Genomic DNA, 25,808 nt, shown 5'->3' on the forward strand with positions numbered 1-25,808 from the left:
CTCTATTTACGTTGGTCATCCACCGTCACGCCCTGAGGCGGGGTGAATGTAAACTTATTCATATCCACCGAGCCGTTTTGCTGGGTTTTCAACGCGTAGCTGCTGCGCTGATCGTCCTGCTCTACCGCGCTAAACTGGTGGATAGTCCCGTCGCGTCCTACGTTAATGGTGAACTGTTTAAGGTTACCCGCGCTGTTTTTTGGCGTCAGTACAAAGTCGTCGCCGGTTTGTTTGATGTTGTACTGCTGCCAGTCGCTGGTCTGGTTACGCGCGATCAGCATAAACGGCGTATTGCTGGTGGCATCTTTCAGCCAGGTCGCGCTCACCTGCTCAACAAACGGATTGTAGAACCATAAGGTCTTACCGTCAGAAACCAGGATGCTTTCATCCGGCTGGGTCATATGCCAGTTGAAAAGATTAGGCCGTTTCACCCATAAATCTCCCTGCCCTTCCTGCACCGCAGCACCGCTGCCATCGGTCACTTTTTGCGTGAAGCTTGCATGGAAGCTGCTCACTTTATCCAGACGGCCTTTCAGGTCGCCTGCGGCATCGGCCCAGGCGCTGGTGGCGGCAAAGGTGGTCAACAAAGCACAGGCAATTACGATCTTTTTCATTATTTTCCCTCTGAATTCATTCGCCACTGCGCGACGGCGCGATGGAACTTCTGTTGCTCAATTTAGTGCAGAGCTAAAGCGGAGCAACAGAAGAAAAAGCTGATTTCCCGGTAATTTACCCTTCTTTGCAAAGCATCGCGGCTGCGACGCCGTGCATGAAAGCTTACTCAAATGGCGGCGGAGCCAACACTTCACGGTTGCCGTTATGCCCCTGCGGACTAACGATGCCCTGCGCTTCCATCTGCTCAACGATGCGCGCTGCGCGGTTGTAGCCGATGCGGAACTGACGCTGAACGCCGGAAATCGACGCCTTACGTTTTTCAACGACAAACGCGACGGCCTGATCGAACAGCGGATCCAGCTCTTCATCGCCATCCATGCCACCGCCTGCGCCGCCCTCGCCCTGGGTATCGGAGGTGATGCCAGAGATGTACTGTGGACGACCGCGCGCCTTCCAGTCCTGAACTACCGCGTGAACTTCCTGATCGCGCACAAACGCACCGTGCACACGAACTGGCGTGGTGGAGTTCGGTCCTGAGTAAAGCATATCACCCATGCCCAGCAGGGATTCCGCACCGCCCTGATCGAGGATGGTTCGCGAGTCAATTTTACTCGACACGGTAAATGCAATACGCGTCGGGATGTTCGCTTTAATAAGGCCGGTAATAACATCAACAGACGGGCGCTGGGTGGCGAGAACCAGGTGGATACCTGCCGCACGCGCTTTCTGCGCCAGGCGAGCGATAAGCTCTTCAACTTTTTTGCCCACCGTCATCATCAGGTCGGCAAATTCATCCACCAGCACCACGATGTACGGCAGTTTTTCCAGCATTGGATGCGTGGCGTCCATGCTGTCGCCCGGCTTCCAGAACGGATCAGGAATCGGACGGCCCATGCGCTCAGCTTCCAGCACGCGCTCGTTATAACCGGCAAGGTTACGCACGCCGAGCGCCGACATCAGCTTGTAGCGGCGTTCCATCTCGTTAACGCTCCAGCGCAGCGCGTTGGCAGCGTCTTTCATATCGGTGACCACTTCAGTCAACAGATGAGGGATGCCTTCATAGACCGACAGCTCGAGCATTTTCGGGTCGATCATGATGAATTTCACTTCTTCCGGCGTGGCTTTGTACAGGATGCTGAGGATCATGGCGTTCACGCCCACGGATTTACCCGAGCCCGTGGTACCCGCAACCAGCAGATGCGGCATTTTCGCCAGATCGGCTACGACCGACTCGCCGCCAATATCTTTACCAAGCACAACGGTCAGTGGAGAAGCGCTTTCGCGGAATTTCGCGCAGTCCAGCACTTCACGCAGGTAGACGGTCTGACGCTTTTTGTTTGGCAATTCAAGCCCGACATAAGGCTTGCCGGGGATAACTTCAACAACGCGAACCGCCACCGTGGAGAGAGAGCGGGCCAGGTCACGCGACAGGTTAGAGATGCGTGCGGCTTTTACGCCGGGTGCTAAATCAAGTTCGAAGCGAGTGATGACCGGGCCTGGCGAGTAATCCACCACCTCCGCTTTAATGCGGTAATCCGCCAGACGAGCCTCAACCAGACGCGCCATTTGCTGCAGGGCAAAGGTATCGACCGGTTCAACTTCAGCCGGTGGCGACGTCAGCAGATCCAGAGACGGCAACGGCGTGGTCGGTCTTTGCAGCGGACGATCGTCACCATTGCGCATCAGGAATGGATGAATCAGGCTTTCCTGCGGCTGCGGTGCCGCGGACTGCTGCGGCTGATAAGAGGGCTGTTGCGCCGGTGCCTGCTGCTGTACTGGCTGCTGCGGCTGATACATCTGCTGTTGCGCCGATGCCTGCTGCTGTACTGGCTGCTGCGGCTGATACGTCTGCTGTTGCGCCGGTGCCTGCTGCTGCGCTGGCTGCACGGGTGCAGTCGGTACAGGCTCTTCTACCGGGCTCGGTGTAAACAGCGGCTCGTTTGGCCCCTCGTCTACCAGCGCTTTCATCGGGGAGAAATCAAAGTCATCCAGAGAGAAAGGCGCGCTGGACGGCGGCGTGGACTGCTCATAACGCTGATGTTGCTGAGCCGCAAACTGGCGAGCCAGCTCCGCTTGCTCTGCCGCAGCTTCATCTTCTGCAGATAACGCCGCTTCTTTATATTCTTCGCCATAACGCTGCTGAAGCTGCGACGAGAACTGACGAGCCAGCTCGTGCTGCTGCATTTCATCCGCGTTATCGTCGCTATACTCATCGCCGTAGCTGCCGTTCTGACGAGGTTCTTCTTTGCGAGCCTGCTCTTCCGCCATGCGCTGTGACGGTAATTTAATGCCGTAGGAGGCCAGCTCACGGCGCGTAGGAACACGCACGCGGTTCGGACGCGGCAGCTGCGGGCCGATGCCCTCTTTGACCTGAGCACGTGGCGCATCGCCTGCGATACTGAACACCGGCGAGAACGCGGCTGCAGTACCGGCAACCTGTGCCGCTTCTTTAATGCCTGGCGCCGCCGGCGTCACTTCCAGCGCAGGCATTGCAGACGACGTAACCGACGATGCGGCCGATGCCGCTGGTATAACCGATGCTCGCTCGTAAGGCTCTGGCTTCGGTTCGTTAACCGGCTGATACCAGGCGGCCAGCTGTTCACGTTCGCGAGCCCGCTGTGCTTCCACCTCTTCGAAATGATAAAGCGGAGGACGCGCAGGCTTCACTTCTTCAACGGGTTCTGGCTGGAATCCTGGTTCAGCGGCGGGCGCGGCCGGGTCTGACCAGCGGCTGGTCATCTCCTGCGGCACCTGTTGTGCTGCCGGGCGCGGCGCGACGTAGCTATCCGGGGCCGGAGCGATAACAGGTTCTGGCGTCACTGTTGTAGGTGCAGGTTCCCAGGCGATGGCCGCGCTGGTTTCGGTCTCTGGCGCGGGTGTCTGCACCGGCGGCATTGGAGCCGCAGGCGTAACCGGGGCCGCATAAGCCTGATTGGCCATGGTGGCCGCCGCCGCTGCGGCTACAGGCTCAGCAACAGAGTGATTATTGAGCAGCGGATCGTATTCTTCATCTTCAGGCAAGATTGCTTTGTTACCTGAGAACAAAACATCGTTTGCATCGGCTTCAATGCCGCGCGCGCTGAACAACACGTCATCTTCATCGTCATCCATTCGCTTACCGGAAAACAGCGCGGTATCGGTTTTACGCGCGTTAGGATTGGCGAATTTCTCTGAGATGCGCTGTTTGCGTGCTAAGGCACCGCGCAGGATACGGGCGCGACGAGACTCACGTTTTTCCACTGCTGGCTCGTGTTCATCGTCATATTCTTCATCGTGTTCTTCTGCGTAGTCGTAGTCATCGTCCTGCCAGGTATTGTCCCGGCGCGTGCGGTTGCTGGCAAACGTCAGCACCGTCAGCACGGCACTGCCAATTTTCTCGGCAATGCTGACCCATGACCAGCCGGTAAACAGCGTTAATCCCGCAGCCCATACGCACAGAAGCGCGATAGTTCCGCCGCTGCTGTTGAGCAATGGCATCATCGCGGTGCTCAGCAGGCTGCCGATAACGCCGCCGGATGCAAAGTACCAGATATCATCGGCATTAATCGCGGCCAGGCCGCATGAGGTTAGCACTATTGCCAGCACGCCAATCAGACGCAGCGAGACGGCGAAATAGTCGATGTAGTCTTCGCTTTCACGCTGACGCCAGGTGAACCAGCATCCACCGATAATAATCACCGGGATGGTATAGGCCATCACGCCAAAAATGAAAAACAGGGTATCGGCAAGCCATGCGCCGGGGGCACCACCTAAATTATGGATAGGTTCGTGCCATGCCGTCTGCGACCAGCTTGGATCGGAAGGGTTAAAACTCAGTAAAGCGGCCATCAGGTAGATGGCGAAAATGGCAACAAGAATCAGCAACGCCTCAAGTAACCGGCGCCCGCTGCTGAGTTTCCTCAATGTAACTTCTTTATCTTCGGTATATTCCTGGCTCAAGTAAGACTCTCCAGGTCCTTAAATATATGGAGAGCAACAGCGCCGGGAGGATCCCGGCACTGTTGCTGTATGGATTACCAGGAGTGTAACCAAAATATGCGGTTTTTGCACCTGGCCCGTATTAACGGGTCTTAATTACCAGACGATTACTCTGTTTGACTTCTTCCATGACCACATAGGTGCGGGTATCGTTCACACCCGGCAGTCGTAACAGGGTTTCGCCTAATAATTTGCGGTAAGCCGACATATCCGGCACGCGGGTTTTCAACAGGTAGTCAAAATCACCGGATACCAGGTGACACTCTTGAATTTCTTCCAGTTTCTGCACAGCGGCGTTAAATTGCTCAAACACATCGGGCGCGCCACGATTCAGAGTAATCTCAACAAAAACCAGAAGTGATGCATCCAGATAGTGCGGGTTTAACAGTGCCGTGTAGCCCTGAATAAAACCCTGACGTTCCAGACGACGAACGCGCTCAAGGCACGGCGTCGGTGAAAGCCCCACACGCTTCGAAAGCTCGACGTTAGAAATTCGCCCGTCTTTTTGTAGCTCATTGAGAATATTACGATCGATGCGGTCGAGATCTTTGCCAGGGCGCTTCTTGTTATCTACCATTATTATTGTCTCTCTCTGTTCCTTCCATCACCTGCCATAACCCGGGTCAACGTCACTGTTCCGGGTGTACGTGAGAAGACCGGTGCCGGGTGGCTGCTATCGATATCACGCATGGCGTCTGTCCACACCATGCGTAGATTTCAATTGCCCGGTAAATTTGCATCAGGTATGCATGACGTTTAGAACAATCACACCAAATGTTTTTTTCTTCCTCGAATGTTTTCGCAAATGCTTAGGGGATTGTCAAAGCAAAACATCCATTTTTAGTGGAACGTGCCAGATATTAGGGGGACTTGACGATTATTCATCATCTTACCTCCGTAACGCGTTCCCTTTAATTGCTGAGTATTTATGCGCAATTGCGGCATTTTCAGCGCTCCGATTGAGCATGGCTATTACACATATCGTTAACCCTGGCCCTTAACATCGGTGCTACACCTTTTTTTAACGCGCCAAATTCCCTACAATCCTCCGATTGTCAGCAAACGTTCAATGAGGAACTCATGAGCACGGCTAAACACAGTAAGTTGCTTATTCTGGGCTCCGGCCCTGCGGGCTACACCGCAGCGGTCTATGCTGCTCGCGCCAACCTGAAACCCGTTTTGATTACCGGCATGGAAAAAGGGGGTCAGCTCACTACGACTACCGAAGTAGAAAACTGGCCGGGCGACCCGCACGATCTGACGGGTCCATTGTTGATGGAACGCATGCACGAGCACGCGGCTAAATTCGAGACCGAAATTCTCTTCGACCATATCAGTAAGGTCGACCTGCAGACCCGCCCTTTCCGTCTGACCGGCGACAGCGGCGAGTACACCTGTGATGCGCTGATCATTGCAACAGGGGCTTCTGCTCGTTACCTGGGCCTGCCTTCCGAAGAAGCCTTCAAAGGGCGCGGTGTATCCGCCTGCGCAACCTGCGACGGATTCTTCTACCGTAACCAGAAGGTGGCGGTCATCGGCGGCGGAAATACCGCAGTGGAAGAAGCGCTTTATCTGGCAAACATTGCCTCTGAAGTGCACCTCATCCACCGCCGCGACAGCTTCCGCGCGGAAAAAATCCTTATCAACCGTTTGATGGATAAAGTGGCAAACGGCAACATCGTTCTGCACACCAACAAAACGCTTGATGAAGTCACCGGCGATCAAATGGGCGTGAGCGGTCTGCGTCTGCGCGACACCCACAATACCGATCAGACTGAAGAGTTAGCGGTTGCGGGTCTGTTTGTTGCTATCGGCCACAGCCCGAACACGGCTATTTTTGCCGATCAGCTTGAGCTGGAAAACGGCTACATCAAAGTGCAGTCCGGCATTCACGGCAACGCGACGCAAACCAGCATTGCCGGCGTTTTCGCAGCGGGCGATGTGATGGACCATATTTACCGTCAGGCTATTACCTCTGCCGGTACCGGCTGTATGGCGGCGCTGGATGCAGAACGTTATCTTGACGGCCTGGCCGAACTGAACAAGTAAATCATTTGCTTTATAACGGGCGACCTTTAATAGGTCGCCTTTCTTTTCTGTGCGTTGTAACATTGCCAGCAAATTTTGCCTGATAATTCCTTTATCTACCTGCGCTGGCATGTCATGAATAAAACCCGTCAACAAGAACTTAGCCGCTGGCTAAAGCAGCAAAGTGTTATCTCTCGCCGCTGGCTTGGGCTGTCACGTATTTTAGGGCTGGTGAGTGGTCTGTTGATTGTCGCCCAGGCCTGGCTTCTTGCCCGCCTGCTCGACCATATGATTATGGAAAATATTCCACGAGAAGCCCTGCTGGTTCCGTTTATCCTTCTGGTACTTGTTTTCATCCTGCGCGCGTGGGTTGTATGGTTGCGCGAGAAAGTGGGATTCCATGCCGGACAACATATTCGTCAGGAAATTCGCCGCAAGGTGCTCGATCGCCTGCATCACGCAGGACCCGCATGGATTCAGGGCAAGCCAGTGGGAAGCTGGGCCACGCTGGTACTCGAACAAATCGAAGATATGCATGATTACTACGCCCGCTATTTGCCGCAGATGTCGCTGGCGGTAATGATACCGGTGCTAATCCTGATAGCCATTTTCCCGTCCAACTGGGCGGCCGCGCTCATTCTGCTTGGTACGGCACCGTTGATTCCGCTGTTTATGGCAATGGTGGGAATGGGGGCAGCCGACGCCAACCGTCGTAATTTCCAGGCGCTCGCTCGCTTAAGCGGGCATTTTCTCGATCGTCTGCGTGGCATAGAAACGCTGCGTCTGTTTAACCGGGGAGCGGCTGAAACAGAAACTATTCGCGCCGCTTCGCAGGATTTTCGTCAGCGCACCATGGAAGTATTGCGCCTGGCGTTTCTTTCATCAGGCGTGCTGGAGTTTTTCGCCTCGCTATCTATCGCGCTGGTCGCTGTTTATTTCGGCTTCTCTTACCTGGGGGAACTGAATTTTGGTCACTACGGTACGGGCGTAACGTTGTTTGCTGGCTTCCTGGCGCTGATCCTCGCGCCGGAATTTTTCCTGCCTCTGCGCGACTTAGGCACGTTTTATCATGCTAAAGCGCAGGCTGTTGGTGCGGCAGATAGCCTGATGACCTTCCTGGATGCGCCTTTGCAGCAGCAAGAAAATGGTAACATCCAGCTTAACAGCGCCACGCCATTTACCATTGAAGCACGGAATCTGACGATTTTATCTGCGGAAGGGCAGCCGCTTGCGGGGCCGCTGGCCTTCACGCTTGCGGCGGGTCAACGCGTGGTGCTTGTCGGTCAGAGTGGCGCAGGCAAGAGTTCATTGCTGAACGTATTATCCGGCTTTTTACCCTATCAGGGCGAGCTGCGGGTCAATGGCATTGAGCTTTCCCGGCTCGATCCCGTCTGGTGGCGCGAACGGTTAAGCTGGGTCGGCCAAAATCCACAGCTTCCTGCCGCAACGCTACGCGAGAACGTTTTACTCGCAGCCCCTGACGCCAGCGAAGCGGCTTTAAACGCCGCGCTGGACAGAGCCTCGGTAAGCGAATTTCTACCTCTTTTGCCGCAGGGCGTCGATACCCCGTTAGGCGATCAGGCTGCGCGTTTATCGGTTGGTCAGGCGCAGCGCGTCGCGGTTGCTCGTACGTTACTGGTTCCAGGCCAACTGCTGCTGCTCGATGAGCCAGCCGCGAGCCTTGATGCCCACAGCGAACAGCGCGTCATGGAAGCGCTGGACGAAGCCTCCCGCCAGCAAACCACCCTGATGGTGACCCATCAGCTTGATTACATCACCGGCTGGGATGACATCTGGGTAATGCGTGACGGCATAATCGTCCAGCAAGGTGATTTCCGCACGCTTGCCGCAACAGATGGCCCGTTTGCCGAGCTACTGGCCAGTCGCAAGGAGGAGATTTGATGCGCGCTTTACTGCCGTACCTGGCGCTTTATCGTCGCCATATCTGGCTGCTTTTACTGGGTGTCGTACTGGCTATCGTTACCCTGCTCGCCAGCATAGGTTTGCTGACCCTTTCCGGATGGTTCCTTTCTGCTTCTGCGGTTGTGGGCGTCGCCGGGATTTACAGCTTTAACTATATGCTGCCTGCCGCTGGCGTACGCGGCGCGGCAATTACTCGTACGGCCGGGCGCTACTTCGAGCGGCTGGTCAGCCACGATGCGACCTTCCGCGTATTGCAGCATTTGCGCGTATTTACCTTCAGTAAGCTGCTTCCCCTCTCTCCTGCCGGGCTGGCGCGTTTTCGCCAGGGCGAGTTGCTCAACCGTCTGGTTGCCGATGTTGATACGCTCGATCACCTTTATCTGCGCGTGTTGTCTCCGCTGATCGGGGCATTTGTGGTGATTGTGGTGGTGACCTTTGGCCTAAGCTTGCTGGATGTTCAGCTGGCTTTAACGCTGGGCGCCATCATGCTGGCCACGCTGATAATCCTTCCGCCGCTGTTTTATTACGCCGGTAAGCCAACGGGCGAAGCGCTGACGGCAAGCCGCGGGCAGTATCGCCAGCGGTTAACTGCATGGCTGCAGGGGCACGCAGAATTGACTATTTTCGGCGCAGCCAGGCGCTATCGCGAGCAGCTTGATGCGACGGAGTATGCCTGGCATGAAGCGCAACGTCGCCAGTCTGAACTTACGGCGCTTTCGCAAGCGTTGATGCTGTTGATTGGCGGTCTGGCCGTCCTCGCCATGCTGTGGATGGCGGCAGCGGGCGTAGGCGGTAACGCTTCGCCAGGCGCGCTCATTGCTTTGTTCGTTTTCTGCGCGCTGGCGGCCTTCGAAGCGCTGGCGCCCGTTACCGGCGCGTTTCAACATCTTGGACAGGTTATCGCCTCCGCGCTGCGGGTGACCCAAATTACCAGCCAGCAGCCTGAAGTCACTTTCGTTGCGGGTTCTTCCGGAGCGCTCACGCAGGTTTCTCTGGATATTAAACAGGTCAGCTTTACCTATCCGCAGCAGCTACAAAGCGCGTTAAAGGATATTACTCTGACCGTTAAAGCCGGGCAGCACGTGGCGATTCTGGGCCGCACCGGCTGTGGTAAATCAACGCTGCTGCAATTGCTGACCCGCGCCTGGGATCCGCAACAGGGCGAAATTCAGCTCAACGGCATACCGCTGAGCGAGCTGGATGAAAGCACTTTACGCGCCGCCACGAGCGTCGTGCCACAACGAGTTCATCTGTTTAGCGCAACCCTGCGCGATAACCTGCTGCTGGCGGCGCCGCAGGCAAGCGATGAGCAGCTAAGCACAACGCTTGAACGCGTCGGGCTTGAAAAACTGCTTCCCGATGCGGGACTCAATGGCTGGCTTGGCGAAGGCGGACGTCAGCTTTCCGGCGGCGAGCTGCGCCGTCTGGCTATCGCCAGAGCATTATTACACGACGCGCCACTGATGCTGCTTGATGAACCGACCGAAGGTCTGGATGCCGAAACCGAGCGCCAGATCCTGGATTTACTGGCTGAAGTGACCGCAGGAAAAACCGTTCTGATGGTCACTCACCGCCTGCGGGGCCTGAAGCGTTTTGACAGCATAATCGTAATGGACAACGGACAAATTAAAGAGCGTGGTAATCACGCAGAATTGATGGCGACGGGCGGGCGTTATTACCAGTTCCACCGGCGTTTGTAACCTCTGCGCATAGTCTATTATCAATCAATAATTAGCTTCATGATGGAGTGTTAAAGTCATGCGCCTGATACAGCTTTCTCGTGACTCTATTGCCTTCCCCTCACCGGAAGCTGCGTTACGTGAACCTAATGGATTACTGGCGCTTGGGGGAGATCTAAGTCCGGCTCGATTGCTGATGGCGTATCAACGCGGTATTTTCCCATGGTTCTCGCCGGGCGATCCTATTTTGTGGTGGTCGCCGGATCCGCGTGCGGTGCTTTTTCCCGAGCAATTCCACCTTAGCCGCAGCATGAAGCGGTTTCACAAACGCTCACCCTACCGGGTAACGCTAAATCACGCCTTTGAAAAAGTGATCGCCGGCTGCGCCAACGATCGCAATGAGGGTACCTGGATCACCGGTGATATCACGATAGCCTATACGCGTCTGCATGAGCTGGGCTACGCGCATTCCGTTGAGGTCTGGGAAGGCGATGAGTTAGTCGGAGGAATGTATGGCGTAACTCAGGGCGCGTTATTCTGCGGCGAATCAATGTTCAGCCGTCGCGAAAACGCCTCCAAGACAGCTCTGCTGTTATTCTGCCAACATTTTTTACGCCACGGCGGAAAATTAATTGATTGTCAGGTTTTAAACAGCCATACCGCATCACTGGGCGCTGTCGAAATTCCACGCCGGGATTATCTGCAACACCTTGCGAATTTCCGTTTGGAATACCTGGTTTCACACTGTTGGGTGCCACAAACCCTGTCCGGCCTATAATGTTTACGGCACATTTTATTCTACGGTGTTATAATTAGCTCCGCAGAGTGAGCTCTGCCCATTACCCCGCCGCCATATGGGAACTGCAATTAAAGGGAACGCCCCTCGTTTATCTCTTCGCACCCCTTGTCGTAAGCGCATTTAATGCAGCTTTCGCGTGGTTTATGGGTAATGTGCAAAATGCACTTTCGCTTGCGATTTCACCAACAATTCTTTACATGATAAGCGAACTTCGGCATTATCTTGCCGGTTCAAACTATGGTAGTGATACCCCCGAGGATTAGATGGCCAAAGAAGACAATATTGAAATGCAGGGTACCGTTCTTGATACGTTACCTAACACCATGTTCCGCGTTGAGCTGGAAAACGGGCACGTGGTAACCGCTCATATCTCCGGTAAAATGCGTAAAAACTATATCCGCATCCTGACGGGCGACAAAGTCACTGTAGAGCTGACCCCGTACGACCTGAGCAAAGGCCGCATTGTCTTCCGTAGTCGTTAAGCGTTTTTATCCGTCGTAGCCGGGCGCTGCGATCGAGTCATAGCTAATAAAAAGGCCGGATATTACTATCCGGCCTTTTTTTGCTTCGGGAAAGCTAGTGCGCCGCTTCCGGTTTATGTTTCTGAGCACTGACGAAGTTGTAGGTCAGCTGTTCCTGCGCTTTGTCCAGGGCGACAATTACCTGTCCGCCATCAACCAGTGAACCAAACAGCAGTTCGTTAGCGAGCGGTTTTTTCAGGTTGTCCTGAATGACCCGCGTCATAGGACGCGCGCCCATTGCACGGTCATAGCCTTTTGCGGCCAGCCAGTCACGCGCTTCCTGGCTGACTTCCAGAGAGACGCCTTTCTGATCCAACTGCACCTGCAGCTCGACAATAAATTTGTCGACCACTTGATGAATCACCTCGGTTGAGAGAGGGTTGAACCAGATGATGTTATCCAGACGGTTACGGAATTCCGGGGTAAAGATCTTTTTGATCTCTTCCATCGCGTCGGTACTGTTGTCCTGACGAATCAGGCCAATAGACTTACGCTCGGTTTCACGCACGCCGGCGTTGGTAGTCATCACCAGAATCACATTGCGGAAATCTGCCTTACGCCCGTTGTTATCGGTCAGCGTGCCGTTATCCATTACCTGCAACAGCAGGTTAAAGACGTCCGGGTGCGCTTTTTCAATTTCATCAAGCAGCAGTACCGAGTGCGGATGTTTAATAACCGCATCCGTCAGCAATCCGCCCTGGTCAAACCCAACGTAGCCCGGAGGCGCGCCAATCAGGCGGCTCACGGTATGGCGTTCCATATATTCAGACATATCGAAACGCAGCAGTTCGATACCCAGCGACTTCGCCAGTTGCACCGTCACTTCCGTTTTACCGACCCCGGTTGGGCCCGCAAAGAGGAATGAACCCACCGGCTTACGATCGTGCCCAAGCCCGGCGCGGCTCATTTTGATGGCTTCGGTTAATGCCTCGATAGCTTTATCCTGGCCAAACACCAGCATTTTCAGACGATCGTTAAGGCCTTTCAGGGTGTCGCGATCGCTTGCGGACACGCTCTTCTCAGGAATACGCGCGATGCGGGCAACCACGGTTTCGATATCCGCCACGTTGACGGTTTTCTTGCGTTTGCTCACCGGCATCAGGCGGCTACGCGCCCCGGCCTCGTCGATAACGTCGATAGCTTTATCCGGCAAATGACGATCGTTGATATATTTCACCGCCAGCTCCACCGCGGCACGAATCGCTTTCGCGGTGTAACGCACGTCGTGGTGCGCTTCGTACTTTTTCTTCAGGCCGTTGATAATCTGCACGGTCTCTTCAACGCTTGGCTCAGTAATATCGATCTTCTGGAAGCGGCGCGCCAGCGCACGGTCTTTTTCGAAGATATTGCTGAACTCCTGGTAAGTGGTAGAGCCGATAACGCGGATTTTACCGCCGGACAGCAGCGGCTTGATGAGGTTCGCAGCATCCACCTGGCCACCAGACGCCGCACCCGCGCCGATAATGGTATGAATTTCATCAATGAACAGAATGCTGTTCTGGTCCTGTTCAAGCTGTTTAAGCAGGGCTTTGAAACGTTTCTCAAAGTCGCCGCGATATTTCGTACCGGCGAGCAGCGAACCGATATCCAGCGAGTAGATGGTGCAATCGGCCATGACTTCCGGCACTTCGCCCTGCACAATACGCCAGGCAAGCCCTTCGGCAATCGCCGTTTTCCCAACGCCCGACTCCCCCACCAGCAGCGGGTTATTCTTGCGGCGACGGCAGAGCACCTGGATGGCCCGCTCCAGCTCTTTATCGCGGCCAATCAGCGGATCGATACCGCCCACGCGCGCAAGCTGGTTGAGATTGGTGGTGAAGTTTTCCATACGTTCCTCCCCGCCTGCCTGCTCTTCATTGACCGGATTTTCTGATCCCGGCGCCTGATTTGGCTCATCTTTACGCGTGCCGTGGGAGATGAAGTTCACCACATCAAGACGGCTTACTTCGTGTTTGCGCAGCAGATAGGCCGCCTGGGACTCCTGCTCGCTAAAGATGGCAACCAGCACGTTTGCGCCGGTGACCTCACTGCGGCCAGAAGACTGGACGTGGAATACCGCGCGTTGCAGGACGCGCTGGAAGCTGAGCGTAGGTTGTGTATCCCGCTCTTCTTCACTGGCCGGCAGCACCGGAGTGGTTTGTTCGATGAAGGCTTCGAGTTCCTGACGCAGCGCCACCAGATCCACGGTGCAGGCTTCCAGCGCTTCGCGGGCCGACGGGTTACTGAGCAAAGCCAGTAACAAATGCTCGACGGTCATAAACTCATGTCGGTGCTCGCGCGCTCTGGCGAAAGCCATGTTTAAACTGAGTTCCAGTTCTTGATTGAGCATAGGCACCTCCCCCAAATTTTTGCCTTCTTCAGGCTTGTTCTAGCGTACACAGCAAAGGATGCTCGTTCTCCCTGGCATACTGGTTCACTAACGCTACCTTGGTTTCCGCCACTTCTGCAGTAAAGATGCCACAGATGGCCTTACCCTGATAGTGAACCGTGAGCATCAACTGCGTGGCTCGCTCTACATCATAAGAAAAGAACTTTTGCAGCACGTCAATAACAAATTCCATCGGCGTGTAGTCATCGTTCATTAACATAACTTTATACATAGAAGGGGGTTTTAGCGCTTCGCGCAGTTTATCGCCCACCAATTGATCGAAGTCTAACCAGTCGTTCGTCTTACCCATTACGGAGTCATCATGTTTATTCGTCTGACGTTTATCAAACGAGGCCCTTAGGTTGAGTGTAATACGCTTTTGGTTACTGCAACTAATTGTGTAAAAAAGTGCTGCTTTTGCCTGCGTGCGAGCTGCGTCACATTAATGGCAATAGCGTTAACTGCTTCAAATTTTTGACTGAATCCTGGTCCTCTTTCCCCGTTGAACGCTTGACGCTGTGATTAAATTATCTACATTGTACTGGCGTGAGTTGGCGAGGTTTTGAACAGCCTGCCCTTACCCACCGGTTCATTCCATCTCACAATTAAGATTTACGAAGGATAGAAGCATGGAGACGGGTACAGTTAAATGGTTCAATAACGCAAAAGGGTTCGGGTTCATCTGCCCTGAAGGCGGCGGCGAAGACATCTTCGCTCACTACTCCACCATCCAGATGGATGGTTACAGAACGCTCAAAGCCGGGCAAGCCGTCAGGTTTGATGTACATCAGGGGCCAAAAGGCAATCATGCCAGTCTTATCGTTCCCTTCGAAGCAGAAGCGGCGGTCGCTTAAGCCCGTCTGTTTTATTGTGTACATCCTGAAGTCAAAATGCCAGCCCTTACGGCTGGCATTTTTATTGTAGCCATCCGGACTTTAGTACTACTCACGCGCCAGCGCGTCAATCGGATTAAGTCGCGCTGCGTTGCGTGCGGGCAACCAGCCGAAGAGCACGCCGGTCGCCGTAGAACAGGCAAATGCGGTAAGCAGCGCCATCGGCGAAAAGCCAATCTGCCAGCCGGGCAAAACCAGCCCAAGCGTGAAGGCAATCAGCAGCGAGAGCGAAATACCCAGCGCCCCGCCCACCAGACAAACCAGCACCGCTTCAATCAAAAATTGCTGCAATACGTCGCTTGCCCTGGCGCCAACCGCCATACGAATGCCGATCTCTTTGGTCCTTTCTGTCACCGAAACCAGCATAATATTCATCACGCCAATTCCCCCAACCAGCAGCGATATCACCGCCACTAACGTCAGGAACAACTGAAGAGTACGTGTGGTCTTTTCTGCCGTTTTCAACAGGCCATCCATATTGTAGGTGAAAAAATCCTTTTTGCCGTGGCGCAGCGTCAGCATGCGGTTAAGCTGCTGCTCCGCCTCGTGGCTGTCATATCCTTCTTTCACGCGCACCGTAATGGTATTAAGCCAGCTCTGCCCCATGACACGTCCGGCCATAGTATTGTAGGGTAGCCAGACGCGCAGCACTTTGCTGCTGCCAAACATCGACTGCTTTTCTTCCGCCACGCCGATCACGGTTGCAGGCATGTTTCCGACCAGAATTACTTCCCCGACCACGTTCAGCTTGTTCGGGAATAGCTGCCGCTTGCTGTTGTTATCCAGCACCACTACCTGCGCGCGTCCGTTAAGCTGCTCGTTGTTGAAAGTGGCTCCCTGGCTCATCGTCATGCCATAAACGTTAAAATACTGCCCGTTCACGCCGTTAACGCTCGCCGCCGCATCCACGTTGCCATAACGCAGGCGCAGGTTGCTTGAGATGGAAGGCGTCGCCGATGCGACCCACGGCTGCTGCTCAATAGCGGCCAGGTCAGCGTATTTCAGCGCCTGCTGATATTGCGGATCGTCATCACCAAAGTCTTTGCCGGGATAAACGTCGATGGTGTTGGTGCCGATAGAGCGGATATCTTCCAGTACCATCTGCTTTGCCGCATCGCCAACAATCACGATGGATACCACCGAGGCGATACCGATAATGATGCCCAGCATAGTGAGTAGCGTGCGCATTTTGTTTGCCGCAAGCGCCAGCCAGGCCATCGAGAAAGCCTCGCAAAAACTGCTCAGCATCTGCTGAAACGCGGAGATTACCGGACGGGAAGGCGCCTCGCTTTTCGGCTTAGCAACCTGCGAAACGGGCGGAGGGTTACTGATAATTTCGCCGTCATGAATTTCGATAATGCGCTGCGCCTGCGCAGCCACCAACGGATCGTGCGTGACGATAATTACCGTATGTCCCTGCTCGCATAGCTGCTTGAGAGTTGCCATAACTTCTTCGCCAGAGTGGCTATCAAGCGCGCCGGTAGGTTCATCGGCAAGAATTACCTGGCCGCCGTTCATCAAGGCTCGGGCGATACTGACACGTTGCTGCTGGCCACCGGAAAGCTGTGAGGGCTGATAGTCCACGCGATCCGCAAGTCCCAGGCGCATCAATAATGCACGCGCACGCTGCTGACGATATACACGTGCCGTGCCCGCGTACACTGCGGGGACCTCCACATTTTGCGTCGCGTTAAGGTGCGAAAGCAAATGATAGCGCTGAAAGATAAAGCCGAAATGCTCACGGCGTAAGGTCGCCAGCTCGTCGCTATTAAGCGCCGCAGTATCCACGCCGGCTGCCCGATAGCTGCCGCTGGAAGGTTTATCCAGGCAGCCAAGGATATTCATCAGCGTGGATTTGCCGGAGCCGGACGCCCCGACAATCGCCACCATTTCACCCGCTTCGATAGCAATACTGACGCCTTTAAGCACCTCAATTTGCTCGTCACCCGACGGATAGCTTCTGCGAATATCCTTCAGTTCAAGCAAGGCTGTCATTGTGCGCTCCCGCCGGAAGATTTGCCGGTAACGACCTCTTCGCCCTCCTCCAGGCCCGTCGCAACCTGAACCTGTGTGTCGTTACGCATACCGATAGTGATTTCGCGTTCGCGGGTTTCACCGTTGCGCAGCACGGTAACCTTGTAGCGATTATCCCCAATCGGCTCGCCCAACGCCGCAAGCGGAATGGTTAACACGTCTTTCACGCCGCCTAACTGAATATGCACCTGCGCCGTCATCTCCAGACGCAGCACGCCCTGTGGATTTGGCACTTCGAAACGCGCGTTATAAAAAATCGCATCGTTGACCTTATCCGGCGTTGGCAGAATATCTTTTAGCTTGCCTTCATAGCGTGTCAGCGGATCGCCCAGCACGGTAAACCACGCTTTCTGGCCCGGCTTGAGATGGATGACGTCGGCCTCTGATACCTGAGCCTTTACAAGCATGGTGCTGAGATCGGCCAGCGTAAGAATGTTCGGCGCCTGCTGGGCCGCAATCACCGTCTGTCCCTGGAGAGTGGTGATCTGGGTTACTTCGCCCGCCATAGGCGCCACGATACGCGTGAAGTCCAGATTGGTTTTCGCGGTATCGAGTGAAGCCTGGTTACGCTGAATTTGCGCGTCAATAGTGCCGATTTGCGCGAGCTTAACGTCCAAATCTGTAGCCGCGGTATCCAGATCCTGGCGAGATATGGCCTGGGTTTTCGCAAGCTCCCGTTGACGATGCAGGGTCACCTGCGCCAGTTTGGCCTGCGCCTGCGCCTGACGCCGCTGGGCACGAAGCTCCGTCAGCGTCGCCTCCACTTCTTTAATCTGGTTTTGCGCCTGTTCCGGGTCGATAACGCCCAGCAACTGATCCTTTTTCACCTTGTCGCCAATGTTTACCGACAGCGTTTTTAGCTGCCCGCTGACCTGGGCCCCGACGTCAACCTTACGTAAAGCGTCAAGTTTACCGGTAGCCAGCACGCTCTGCTCAAGCGAGCCTTTGCGAACGATCATGGTCTGATAAGACGGCGTTGGCGCATTCAGGAACTGCCATAGCCATATCGCCAGCATCAGCACCAGCAGTGCGAACAACCAATAGCGTTTTTTAATTTTTCCCTTAAATTTCATAGATATCCTTAAAAAATGCGCGGTTAAAAAAGTATCAATAAGCGTAAAAGCCCGCCGCAGCGCTTACCCTGACTGAATTTTGGTTGACGTTACCGATGGTGGAACAGGCAGCACCATCTGCACCGGATACTTATGTCGCAGATTGCCGTAAACCAACCGACAATAACGATGCCGCAAAAAGACTGGCAACGGCTTATTTTATTAGCAAAGGGACGGCAGCAACCCGCAGACGCCTGCATCGCCTTTATCGGCCGGTGAATTTTAACCGCAAGGATACCCGGAATGCATGGTGTTTCCATTATCAAACGCCGATCCACACTCTGCCAGAAATGCTGTTGACCGTCGTTTTTCTAAAAGCGATGCGCTTCTGGCCCGGTTCGAGGTTAAAGACGGGTCACAATATTTCATCGGCGTGGAAGAGATCGCCAGCCGGTTTTAATCCGCCCGGCCCCGCGCCAGCCATAAAACGCGCGAGAACATTTTGCGTAATAATGAAGGAACGGCGTCCACGCCACGCCGTCCTGCTTCCATTGCCACCTCAATGGCAAGATCCGGCTTGGACGAGCGATGAATCGCTTTAATAATGACGCGGCGCATGTTCATCGGCACATTCTCAGGTATGTGCGCCACGCGATGGTAAACGTCTGCGAACCCCTGCCGGTACATAAAGTGTTCCATGTCCATTGCCGGTAACGCGGTAAGGTGCTCGCGCTCCCCATTCCTGTCGTTATCCAGCAGCCCGCGAACGGTGGCGGCGTATTTCTTTCCTGCTTCGTCACCGTCCACAAGCACGTGCCACTCAATTCCCATTCTGCGCGCAAACTTGATAAGCGGCCGAAGCCCCGACTGCGCAAATTCAATGACCTTCACCCCCTCAGCATCAAAATGATGGCCGCACTGGCGCGCCAGTTCGTTCATCACCCAGACTTCGGTTTCTCCTTCAACCAATAACCAACAGCGGGCAAAAAGGGATGAGGCGCGATTAAAGCGGATATGAAAGGCGATGCGACGGCTGTCTTCCGCGTTCATTCCCCCGGGACCAAGCCGCCAGGCGGAAACGCCGGAAGATTCGCGCACCAGGCGACAAACCTGTTCCACCGGCGTGAGCGACAGCAGCTCACCGGAGTTGGTGGTGGTAATTTTTTGCAGCGGCAGCAGGTTAAGCAGATGCCAGGCCACGGAAAGCATGATGGGATGCAGCCGGGTTTCAGGGTCCTCCACCAGCAGCAGCGGACGCGCGTCTTTATCCAGCGTTACCGTGCCCTTCGCCTGCAACAGGGTAGAAAACATGCCCAGCAGAATCATGCGATGCGCACGGCTGTTGGGCCTGTCGATCATCCGGTTGATGATATCAAGGTATCGCCAACTGCGTTGTTCATCATGCGAACGGCGACGCATCAGGCGGCGTTGGGCAACGGCGCCCTGCTCCGAAAAGTAGTGTTCCAGCAACTGCACCATGGCAGAAAGCCCCTGCCGTAGCTGGGAATCCGTAAGATTTTGCGGGCGTGAAACCAGCTCGCGCGCCAAGAAATCCAACTGCCGGGCGGTCATTTCCGTGGTCGGCATATCCGGCGCATTGCCGTTACGTAAACGACGCATGAATCGCGCATCGCGCAGCCTGAGTACGGGATTAAGGCGTGTGATTTGCTGAGCAAGCGCGTCAATATCTTCCAGCACGAGGGGCTTTGCCGCATCGTCAAGAAAGCTGCGCAGCGTTAATACCGTATTATCCTCCGCAAGCTCGCCTTCAAGGCGATACATGATGCGACGATAGCCGTCATTGCCCTCAACCCATACCGGTGCGAGCCCGCGATACCTGCGCCCCAGATAATGCCCCGGCGCATTTTCACGGAAAGTCAAAACGATATGCAGGTGGTGCTCGCGCCCCAGCATATCTCCGGGCGGAAAATGGAAATCTTCACGGGCAAAGTGATAAAGCTTTTCCTGCGGGGAGAGCAACAGAGTGAGCGCGTCCAGCAGGCTCGATTTACCCCAGGCGTTCTCGCCGATCAGCACGTTATTTTGCTCAAGCATTAATGACAGACGGTTAATACCGCGAAACCCGACAATCTCAACTCGTTCGAGAAACATACTCCCTCCAGGGTCATCCGCTGCATATCCATAAGTTGCCAGGGCTGGCAATAAATGGAGTATAGCGGGAAGGTGCTGCTCCAGGCCCGGCATGGACGCTGGTTCATCCGATCGGCAGTATTCCGGGCGGCGCAATGTTTACCCACCCTACAAAAATCAAGCCTGCCAGCAAACCTGTTATTTTGCATAAAAAGTCTCATTTTTCGCAGCTTTACTCACTCCGCTACTTTGGGTAGTGTGAGCTGTGCCGTTTTTATTTCAAGGATTGCCCACCTCATGTTTTCGGGATTGTTGATTATCTTAGTGCCGCTGATTGTCGGCTATCTTATTGCCCTGCGACAAACCAGTCTTTTAAAACTCATTAATCGTCTGCTTAGCTGGATTGTTTATGTGATTCTGTTTTTCATGGGGATAAGCCTTGCGTTTCTCGACAACCTGGCGAGTAACCTGCTGGCAATATTCCACTACTCGGCGGTCAGCGTGGTGGTAATTTTGCTGTGTAACGCCGCAGCGCTTTTGTGGCTGGAACGTTCGCTGCCCTGGCATCACGCCCATCAGCAGGAAAAACTGCCTTCCCGAATCGCCATGGCGCTGGAATCTTTAAAACTCTGCTTCGTCGTGGTGGCGGGTTTTCTGCTCGGGCTAACGGGCTGGACATTTTTGCATTACGCCACGCAGGCGAGCGAATATACGCTGATTTTCCTGTTGTTCCTGGTCGGGATACAGTTGCGTAACAGCGGCATGACGTTAAAACAAATCGTGCTTAACCGGCGCGGTATGATTATTGCGGTAGTGGTTGTCCTGAGCTCAATGGCCGCCGGCGTGATAAACGCCTTTATTCTCGGTCTGCCCATTAAAACCGGTCTGGCAATGGCGTCGGGCTTTGGCTGGTATTCGCTTTCCGGCATCCTGATGACCGAATCCTATGGCCCGGTTATCGGCAGCGCCACCTTCTTTAACGATCTTATCCGCGAGCTGTTGGCAATCGTGCTGATACCGGGCCTTGTGGCTAAGAGCCGCTCTACGGCGCTGGGACTGTGCGGGGCCACCTCAATGGACTTTACGCTACCGGTGCTGCAACGCAGCGGCGGGCTGGAAATCGTCCCTGCGGCTATCGTACACGGCTTTATTCTCAGCCTGCTGACCCCGCTGCTGATGGCCTTCTTCGCTTCCTGATACCTCATTGGCGGTAGGTTTCTGCCGCCAAATTTGCGCTAAATCAATCTCCGCTTAACTTCCGGTAAAAAGACCTTTTCTCCCATCTGAGTGAGGCATAACCTTAAACATGTATATTAAATATAACTTTAAAAGGTACGATCATGTTTTGTGTGCAATGTGAACAAACAATCCGCACCCCAGCGGGTAACGGCTGCTCTTACGCGCAGGGGATGTGTGGCAAAACTGCCGAAACTTCTGACCTGCAGGATCTGCTGATTGCCACTTTGCAGGGGCTATCCGCCTGGGCCGTTGCCGCCCGCGAAGCTGGTATTATCGACCACGAAGCCGACAGCTTTGCGCCACGCGCCTTCTTCTCTACCCTCACTAACGTCAACTTCGACTCCCCACGCATTATTGGCTACGCGCGCGAAGCCATCGCCCTGCGTGAAAGCCTTAAAGCACGCGCTCTTGCGGTTAACGCGGATATTACCGTCGATAGCCCAATGGCCGAGCTGCAGCTGGTCAGCGATGATTTAGGCGAATTACAGCGCCAGGCGGCAGACTTTGCCCCTAACCGCGATAAAGCGGAAATCGGGGAAGATATCCTGGGTCTGCGCCTGCTTTGCCTGTACGGCCTGAAAGGGGCCGCAGCCTATATGGAACACGCCCACGTGCTCGGCCAGTACGACAACGATATCTACGCGCAGTACCACAAAATTATGGCGTGGCTCGGCACCTGGCCTGCGGATATGGGCGCGCTGCTTGAATGCTCAATGGAAATCGGCCAGATGAACTTCAAAGTGATGAGCATTCTGGATCACGGCGAAACCACCAAATATGGCCACCCAACGCCAACTCAGGTGAACGTGCGCCCTGTTGCCGGCAAATGTATTTTGATTTCCGGTCACGACCTGAAAGACCTGTTCAGCCTGCTGGAGCAGACCGAAGGCACCGGCGTTAACGTCTACACGCATGGCGAAATGCTGCCGGCTCATGGTTACCCGGAACTGCGTAAATTCAAACACCTGGTCGGTAACTACGGCAGCGGCTGGCAGAATCAGCAGACCGAATTCGCCCGTTTCCCGGGCCCGGTGGTAATGACATCCAACTGCATCATCAACCCGGAAGTGGGTTCCTATGCAGACCGTATCTGGACCCGCAGCATCGTCGGCTGGCCGGGCGTTAGCCATCTTGAAGGCGAAGACTTCGCACCGGTGATTGCCCAGGCGCAGCAGATGGCCGGCTTCCCTTATAGCGAAATCGAGCACCTGATCACCGTTGGTTTTGGACGCCAGACACTGCTGGGCGCGGCCGACACGCTGATCGATCTGGTGAGCCGCGAAAAACTGCGTCACATCTTCCTGGTCGGCGGCTGCGACGGCGACCGTGGCGAACGCAGCTACTTTACCGATTTCGCCACCAGCGTACCGAAAGACTGCATGATCCTGACGCTGGCCTGCGGAAAGTATCGCTTCAACAAGCTGGACTTCGGCAACATTGAAGGTCTGCCGCGCCTGGTGGATGCCGGTCAGTGTAACGATTCCTACTCGGCGATTATTCTGGCGGTTACGCTTGCTGAAAAACTCGGCTGTGGCGTGAACGATCTCCCGCTGAGCCTGGTGCTTTCCTGGTTTGAGCAAAAAGCCATTGTTGTTCTGCTCACCCTGCTGTCGCTGGGCGTGACCAATATCGTGACCGGCCCAACCGCGCCTGGTTTCCTGACGCCAAATCTGCTGGCCATCCTCAACGAGAAATTTGGCCTGCGTGCCATCACTACCGTTGAAGAAGACATCCAGCAGTTAATGAGCGCGTAAGGAGTAGCCATGACCATGCCAACGCCGCTGTGCCCGTATCGTATGCAGGTGCATCACATTCACCAGGAGACGCCGGACGTCTGGACGCTGTCGCTTATCAACCACGACTTTTATCCTTATAAGGCCGGGCAGTACGCGCTGGTGAGTATTCGCAACGGCGATGAAACGCTGCGCGCTTACACGATCTCTTCCACGCCGGGAATCAGCCCGTTCATTACGCTGACGGTCCGTCGTATTGAGGATGGCGTTGGTTCCGGGTGGCTGACGCAGGAAGTGAAGGTCGGTGATTACCTGTGGCTGTCTGAAGGCCAGGGGGAATTTACCTGCGAAAATCTGACCGCCGACCGCTATCTGCTGATGGCGGCGGGCTGCGGCGTGACGCCCGTCATGTCGATGCGTCGCTGGCTGGCAAAACATCGCCCGCAGGCTGACGTAGCGGTGATTTTCAACGTGCGCTCACCGCAAGACGTGATTTTCGCCGCAGAGTGGCGCGATTATCCGGTGACGCTGGTGGCAGAAAACAACGCTACCCAGGGTTTTATCGCCGGTCGTTTGACTCGCGACATTCTGCAGGCGGTTCCGGATATCGCCTCTCGTACCGTCATGACCTGCGGGCCTGCGCCTTATATGGACCTGGTGGAAAAAGAAGTGAAGGCGCTGGGCGTAACCGAGTTTTATAGCGAGAAGTTTTTCACACCCGTAGCAAAACCCGTGGACAGCGGGCTGAAATTCACCACGCTGAAGCCGATGCGCGAATTCCACGCCCCCGTTGGCAGCACGCTGCTGGCAGCGCTGGAAAGCAACAGCGTGCCGGTTAACGCCGCCTGCCGTGCCGGGGTTTGTGGAAGCTGTAAAACTAAAATCGAATCCGGGGATTACACCGTCAGCAGCACCATGACGCTGACCGAGGCCGAAATTGCCAACGGTTACGTGCTGGCCTGCTCGTGCCATCCGCAAAGTGATTTAGTTCTCGCCTGATATCTTATGCCGCCCGGTTTCCGGGTGGCACTTTCTGCCCTGTCTCTCTTATTTCATTGGCTAAGCTTGTTAACGGTAACTGAATCGTGACAAGGAGAACCGATGAAACAGACCGTAGCCGCTTATCTGGCAAAAACTCTTGAAAGCGCAGGTGTAAAACGCATCTGGGGCGTGACCGGCGATTCCCTCAACGGCATCAGCGACAGCCTGAATCGCATGGGCACGATAGACTGGATGCCGACGCGCCACGAAGAGGTAGCCGCTTTTGCCGCTGGCGCCGAAGCGCATCTGACGGGCGAGCTGGCCGTCTGCGCGGGTTCGTGCGGGCCGGGTAACCTTCACTTAATTAACGGCCTGTTCGACTGTCATCGTAACCGGGTGCCCGTGCTGGCCATCGCCGCCCATATTCCCTCAAGCGAAATCGGCAGCGGATATTTCCAGGAGACGCATCCTGAAGAGCTGTTTCGCGAATGCAGCCATTACTGCGAGCTGGTGTCATCCCCGGAGCAGATCCCGCAGGTGCTGGCGATTGCCATGCGCAAAGCCGTTCTTAACCGTGGTGTTTCGGTGGTGGTTCTGCCCGGCGACGTGGCGCTTAAACCCGCTCCTGAATCTGCCACTACTCACTGGTATCCCGCTCCGCAGCCCGTTATCGTCCCACAGCATGAGGAGCTAAAAAAGCTCGCTCAGCTGCTGCGTTATAACGACAACATCGCGCTGATGTGCGGCAGCGGCTGTGCGGGCGCTCATGAAGAGCTGGTGCAGTTTGCCGCAACGTTAAAAGCCCCGATTGTTCACGCGCTGCGCGGCAAAGAACACGTTGAATACGACAACCCTTACGATGTGGGCATGACCGGACTTATTGGTTTCTCATCCGGCTTCCATACCATGATGAACGCCGACACGCTGATCCTGCTCGGCACCCAGTTCCCGTATCGCGCCTTTTATCCCACGGATGCAAAAATCATTCAGATTGATATCAACCCCGGCAGCATCGGCGCGCACAGCAAAGTCGATATGGCGCTGGTCGGGGATATTAAGGCCACCCTGAGCGCCCTGCTTCCGCTACTGGAAGAAAAAACCGATCGCAGCTTCCTCGACAAGGCGCTGGATGACTATCGTGAAGCACGCGAAAGCCTGGACGAGCTGGCGCAGGCAAGCGACGAGGACAAGCCCATTCATCCGCAGTATGTCGCGCAGCAAATCAGCACATACGCTGCTGAAGACGCCATCTTTACCTGCGACGTAGGCACGCCAACCGTCTGGGCCGCACGCTACCTGAAGATGAACGGTAAACGCCGCCTGCTCGGCTCCTTCACGCACGGCTCGATGGCGAACGCCATGCCCCAGGCGCTGGGCGCACAGGCCACAGCACCTGGCCGCCAGGTGGTAGCCATGTGCGGCGACGGCGGATTCAGCATGCTGATGGGCGATTTTCTCTCCGTGGTGCAGATGAAGCTGCCCGTCAAAATCGTGGTATTCAACAACAGCGTGCTGGGCTTTGTCGCAATGGAGATGAAAGCAGGCGGCTATCTGACGGACGGCACCGACCTGCACGAAACCAACTTCGCCAATATTGCCAACGCCTGCGGCATCACCGGCATCCGCGTTGAGAAGTCAGCGGATCTCGATAATGCCCTTCAGCGCGCCTTTAGCATTGACGGCCCGGTGCTGGTGGATGTGGTCGTTGCAAAAGAAGAGCTGGCGATCCCGCCGCAAATCAAACTGGAGCAGGCCAAAGGGTTCAGCCTGTATATGCTGCGCGCAATTATTAGCGGACGCGGCGACGAGGTTATCGAACTGGCGAAAACCAACTGGTTCCGGTAAAACAGAGGCTTATTATGGATATTAATGAG

19 protein-coding genes are annotated in these 25,808 nt (G+C 55.1%); 11 read left to right on the forward strand and 8 right to left on the reverse strand.

Annotated features, from left to right (window positions below):
* Positions 1–2: 2 nt before the first annotated feature.
* The 3 genes from lolA to lrp form a co-directional block, all read right to left on the reverse strand.
* Positions 3–614: an outer membrane lipoprotein periplasmic chaperone LolA gene (lolA, locus tag E2L00_RS06190; protein ID WP_167608487.1), complete on the reverse strand. Its 612-nt coding sequence runs from the start codon at positions 612–614 to the stop codon at positions 3–5.
* Between the two features lie 163 nt (positions 615–777).
* On the reverse strand, positions 778–4,554 hold the full coding sequence (locus E2L00_RS06195; protein WP_167608490.1) for a DNA translocase FtsK 4TM domain-containing protein: 3,777 nt from the start codon (positions 4,552–4,554) through the stop codon (positions 778–780).
* 121 nt (positions 4,555–4,675) lie between these two features.
* On the reverse strand, positions 4,676–5,170 hold the full coding sequence (lrp, locus tag E2L00_RS06200) for a leucine-responsive transcriptional regulator Lrp (RefSeq protein ID WP_025245352.1): 495 nt from the start codon (positions 5,168–5,170) through the stop codon (positions 4,676–4,678).
* Positions 5,171–5,673: 503 nt separating this feature from the next.
* On the opposite strand from lrp, the gene trxB reads away from it, so the two are divergent.
* The 5 genes from trxB to infA all read left to right on the forward strand — a co-directional run bounded on the left by trxB (position 5,674) and on the right by infA (position 11,504).
* A complete protein-coding gene (trxB, locus tag E2L00_RS06205; RefSeq protein WP_167608493.1) occupies positions 5,674–6,642 on the forward strand; it encodes a thioredoxin-disulfide reductase in 969 nt (322 codons plus the stop codon).
* Positions 6,643–6,756: 114 nt separating this feature from the next.
* On the forward strand, positions 6,757–8,523 hold the full coding sequence (gene cydD / locus E2L00_RS06210) for a heme ABC transporter permease/ATP-binding protein CydD (protein ID WP_167608496.1): 1,767 nt from the start codon (positions 6,757–6,759) through the stop codon (positions 8,521–8,523).
* On the forward strand, positions 8,523–10,244 hold the full coding sequence (cydC, locus tag E2L00_RS06215) for a heme ABC transporter ATP-binding protein/permease CydC (RefSeq protein WP_167608499.1): 1,722 nt from the start codon (positions 8,523–8,525) through the stop codon (positions 10,242–10,244). The genes cydD and cydC overlap by 1 nt, the downstream gene beginning before the upstream one ends.
* 58 nt (positions 10,245–10,302) lie before the next feature.
* Complete coding sequence (gene aat, locus E2L00_RS06220) at positions 10,303–11,001, forward strand: leucyl/phenylalanyl-tRNA--protein transferase (protein WP_167608502.1); 699 nt, start codon at positions 10,303–10,305, stop codon at positions 10,999–11,001.
* Between the two features lie 284 nt (positions 11,002–11,285).
* Positions 11,286–11,504, forward strand: coding sequence for a translation initiation factor IF-1 (infA, locus tag E2L00_RS06225; protein WP_002211347.1), 219 nt, complete (start codon positions 11,286–11,288; stop codon positions 11,502–11,504).
* A 94-nt stretch (positions 11,505–11,598) separates the two neighbouring features.
* Here infA and clpA read toward each other — a convergent pair whose 3' ends face one another.
* Both clpA and clpS read right to left on the reverse strand, forming a co-directional pair.
* Positions 11,599–13,872 carry an ATP-dependent Clp protease ATP-binding subunit ClpA gene (gene clpA, locus E2L00_RS06230; protein ID WP_167608505.1) on the reverse strand — a complete coding sequence of 758 codons (2,274 nt, stop codon included), beginning with the start codon at positions 13,870–13,872 and terminating at the stop codon, positions 11,599–11,601.
* Positions 13,873–13,900: 28 nt separating this feature from the next.
* Entirely contained in the window at positions 13,901–14,221 is a 321-nt protein-coding gene (gene clpS, locus E2L00_RS06235; RefSeq protein ID WP_167608508.1) for an ATP-dependent Clp protease adapter ClpS, read from the reverse strand.
* Positions 14,222–14,540: 319 nt separating this feature from the next.
* Between clpS and cspD the strand changes: the two genes are divergently transcribed.
* Complete coding sequence (gene cspD, locus E2L00_RS06240; RefSeq protein WP_167608511.1) at positions 14,541–14,765, forward strand: cold shock-like protein CspD; 225 nt, start codon at positions 14,541–14,543, stop codon at positions 14,763–14,765.
* Positions 14,766–14,852: 87 nt separating this feature from the next.
* On the opposite strand, the gene macB is transcribed toward cspD, so the two are convergent.
* Positions 14,853–16,799 carry a macrolide ABC transporter ATP-binding protein/permease MacB gene (macB, locus tag E2L00_RS06245; protein WP_167608514.1) on the reverse strand — a complete coding sequence of 649 codons (1,947 nt, stop codon included), beginning with the start codon at positions 16,797–16,799 and terminating at the stop codon, positions 14,853–14,855.
* Entirely contained in the window at positions 16,796–17,911 is a 1,116-nt protein-coding gene (gene macA, locus E2L00_RS06250) for a macrolide transporter subunit MacA (protein ID WP_167608517.1), read from the reverse strand. Before macA ends, macB begins: the two co-directional genes overlap by 4 nt.
* 286 nt (positions 17,912–18,197) lie before the next feature.
* Here macA and E2L00_RS06255 point away from each other — a divergent pair, with 286 nt between their 5' ends.
* Positions 18,198–18,350, forward strand: coding sequence for a hypothetical protein (locus E2L00_RS06255; RefSeq protein ID WP_167608520.1), 153 nt, complete (start codon positions 18,198–18,200; stop codon positions 18,348–18,350).
* Here E2L00_RS06255 and E2L00_RS06260 read toward each other — a convergent pair.
* The gene (locus E2L00_RS06260; RefSeq protein ID WP_167608523.1) at positions 18,347–20,002 is read right to left on the reverse strand and encodes an ATP-dependent endonuclease; all 1,656 of its coding nucleotides are present in this window, start codon (positions 20,000–20,002) and stop codon (positions 18,347–18,349) included. The genes E2L00_RS06255 and E2L00_RS06260 overlap by 4 nt on opposite strands.
* 276 nt (positions 20,003–20,278) lie before the next feature.
* Between E2L00_RS06260 and E2L00_RS06265 the strand changes: the two genes are divergently transcribed.
* From E2L00_RS06265 to poxB, 4 genes are all read left to right on the forward strand, one after another.
* Positions 20,279–21,178 (forward strand): LysO family transporter, encoded by a 900-nt coding sequence (locus E2L00_RS06265; protein WP_167608526.1) that lies wholly within the window; start codon positions 20,279–20,281, stop codon positions 21,176–21,178.
* A 143-nt stretch (positions 21,179–21,321) separates the two neighbouring features.
* A complete protein-coding gene (gene hcp / locus E2L00_RS06270) occupies positions 21,322–22,974 on the forward strand; it encodes a hydroxylamine reductase (RefSeq protein ID WP_167608528.1) in 1,653 nt (550 codons plus the stop codon).
* A 9-nt stretch (positions 22,975–22,983) separates the two neighbouring features.
* Positions 22,984–23,952, forward strand: coding sequence for an NADH oxidoreductase (hcr, locus tag E2L00_RS06275; protein WP_167608531.1), 969 nt, complete (start codon positions 22,984–22,986; stop codon positions 23,950–23,952).
* A 102-nt stretch (positions 23,953–24,054) separates the two neighbouring features.
* Positions 24,055–25,779, forward strand: coding sequence for a ubiquinone-dependent pyruvate dehydrogenase (gene poxB / locus E2L00_RS06280; RefSeq protein WP_167608534.1), 1,725 nt, complete (start codon positions 24,055–24,057; stop codon positions 25,777–25,779).
* Positions 25,780–25,808: the final 29 nt, after the last annotated feature.

The sequence above is a fragment of the Cedecea colo genome, from assembly GCF_011808225.1.
GTDB classification, from domain to species: domain Bacteria; phylum Pseudomonadota; class Gammaproteobacteria; order Enterobacterales; family Enterobacteriaceae; genus Dryocola; species Dryocola colo.

Excerpts from the sequence above, each read along its gene's own strand:
- lolA (WP_167608487.1), bottom strand. The coding sequence starts at position 614 with ATGAAAAAGATCGTAATTGCCTGTGCTTTGTTGACCACCTTTGCCGCC.
- lrp (WP_025245352.1), bottom strand. The coding sequence starts at position 5,170 with ATGGTAGATAACAAGAAGCGCCCTGGCAAAGATCTCGACCGCATCGAT.
- trxB (WP_167608493.1), top strand. The coding sequence starts at position 5,674 with ATGAGCACGGCTAAACACAGTAAGTTGCTTATTCTGGGCTCCGGCCCT.
- cydD (WP_167608496.1), top strand. The coding sequence starts at position 6,757 with ATGAATAAAACCCGTCAACAAGAACTTAGCCGCTGGCTAAAGCAGCAA.
- cydC (WP_167608499.1), top strand. The coding sequence starts at position 8,523 with ATGCGCGCTTTACTGCCGTACCTGGCGCTTTATCGTCGCCATATCTGG.
- aat (WP_167608502.1), top strand. The coding sequence starts at position 10,303 with ATGCGCCTGATACAGCTTTCTCGTGACTCTATTGCCTTCCCCTCACCG.
- infA (WP_002211347.1), top strand. The coding sequence starts at position 11,286 with ATGGCCAAAGAAGACAATATTGAAATGCAGGGTACCGTTCTTGATACG.
- clpA (WP_167608505.1), bottom strand. The coding sequence starts at position 13,872 with ATGCTCAATCAAGAACTGGAACTCAGTTTAAACATGGCTTTCGCCAGA.
- clpS (WP_167608508.1), bottom strand. The coding sequence starts at position 14,221 with ATGGGTAAGACGAACGACTGGTTAGACTTCGATCAATTGGTGGGCGAT.
- cspD (WP_167608511.1), top strand. The coding sequence starts at position 14,541 with ATGGAGACGGGTACAGTTAAATGGTTCAATAACGCAAAAGGGTTCGGG.
- macB (WP_167608514.1), bottom strand. The coding sequence starts at position 16,799 with ATGACAGCCTTGCTTGAACTGAAGGATATTCGCAGAAGCTATCCGTCG.
- macA (WP_167608517.1), bottom strand. The coding sequence starts at position 17,911 with ATGAAATTTAAGGGAAAAATTAAAAAACGCTATTGGTTGTTCGCACTG.
- E2L00_RS06255 (WP_167608520.1), top strand. The coding sequence starts at position 18,198 with ATGGTGTTTCCATTATCAAACGCCGATCCACACTCTGCCAGAAATGCT.
- E2L00_RS06260 (WP_167608523.1), bottom strand. The coding sequence starts at position 20,002 with ATGTTTCTCGAACGAGTTGAGATTGTCGGGTTTCGCGGTATTAACCGT.
- E2L00_RS06265 (WP_167608526.1), top strand. The coding sequence starts at position 20,279 with ATGTTTTCGGGATTGTTGATTATCTTAGTGCCGCTGATTGTCGGCTAT.
- hcp (WP_167608528.1), top strand. The coding sequence starts at position 21,322 with ATGTTTTGTGTGCAATGTGAACAAACAATCCGCACCCCAGCGGGTAAC.
- hcr (WP_167608531.1), top strand. The coding sequence starts at position 22,984 with ATGACCATGCCAACGCCGCTGTGCCCGTATCGTATGCAGGTGCATCAC.
- poxB (WP_167608534.1), top strand. The coding sequence starts at position 24,055 with ATGAAACAGACCGTAGCCGCTTATCTGGCAAAAACTCTTGAAAGCGCA.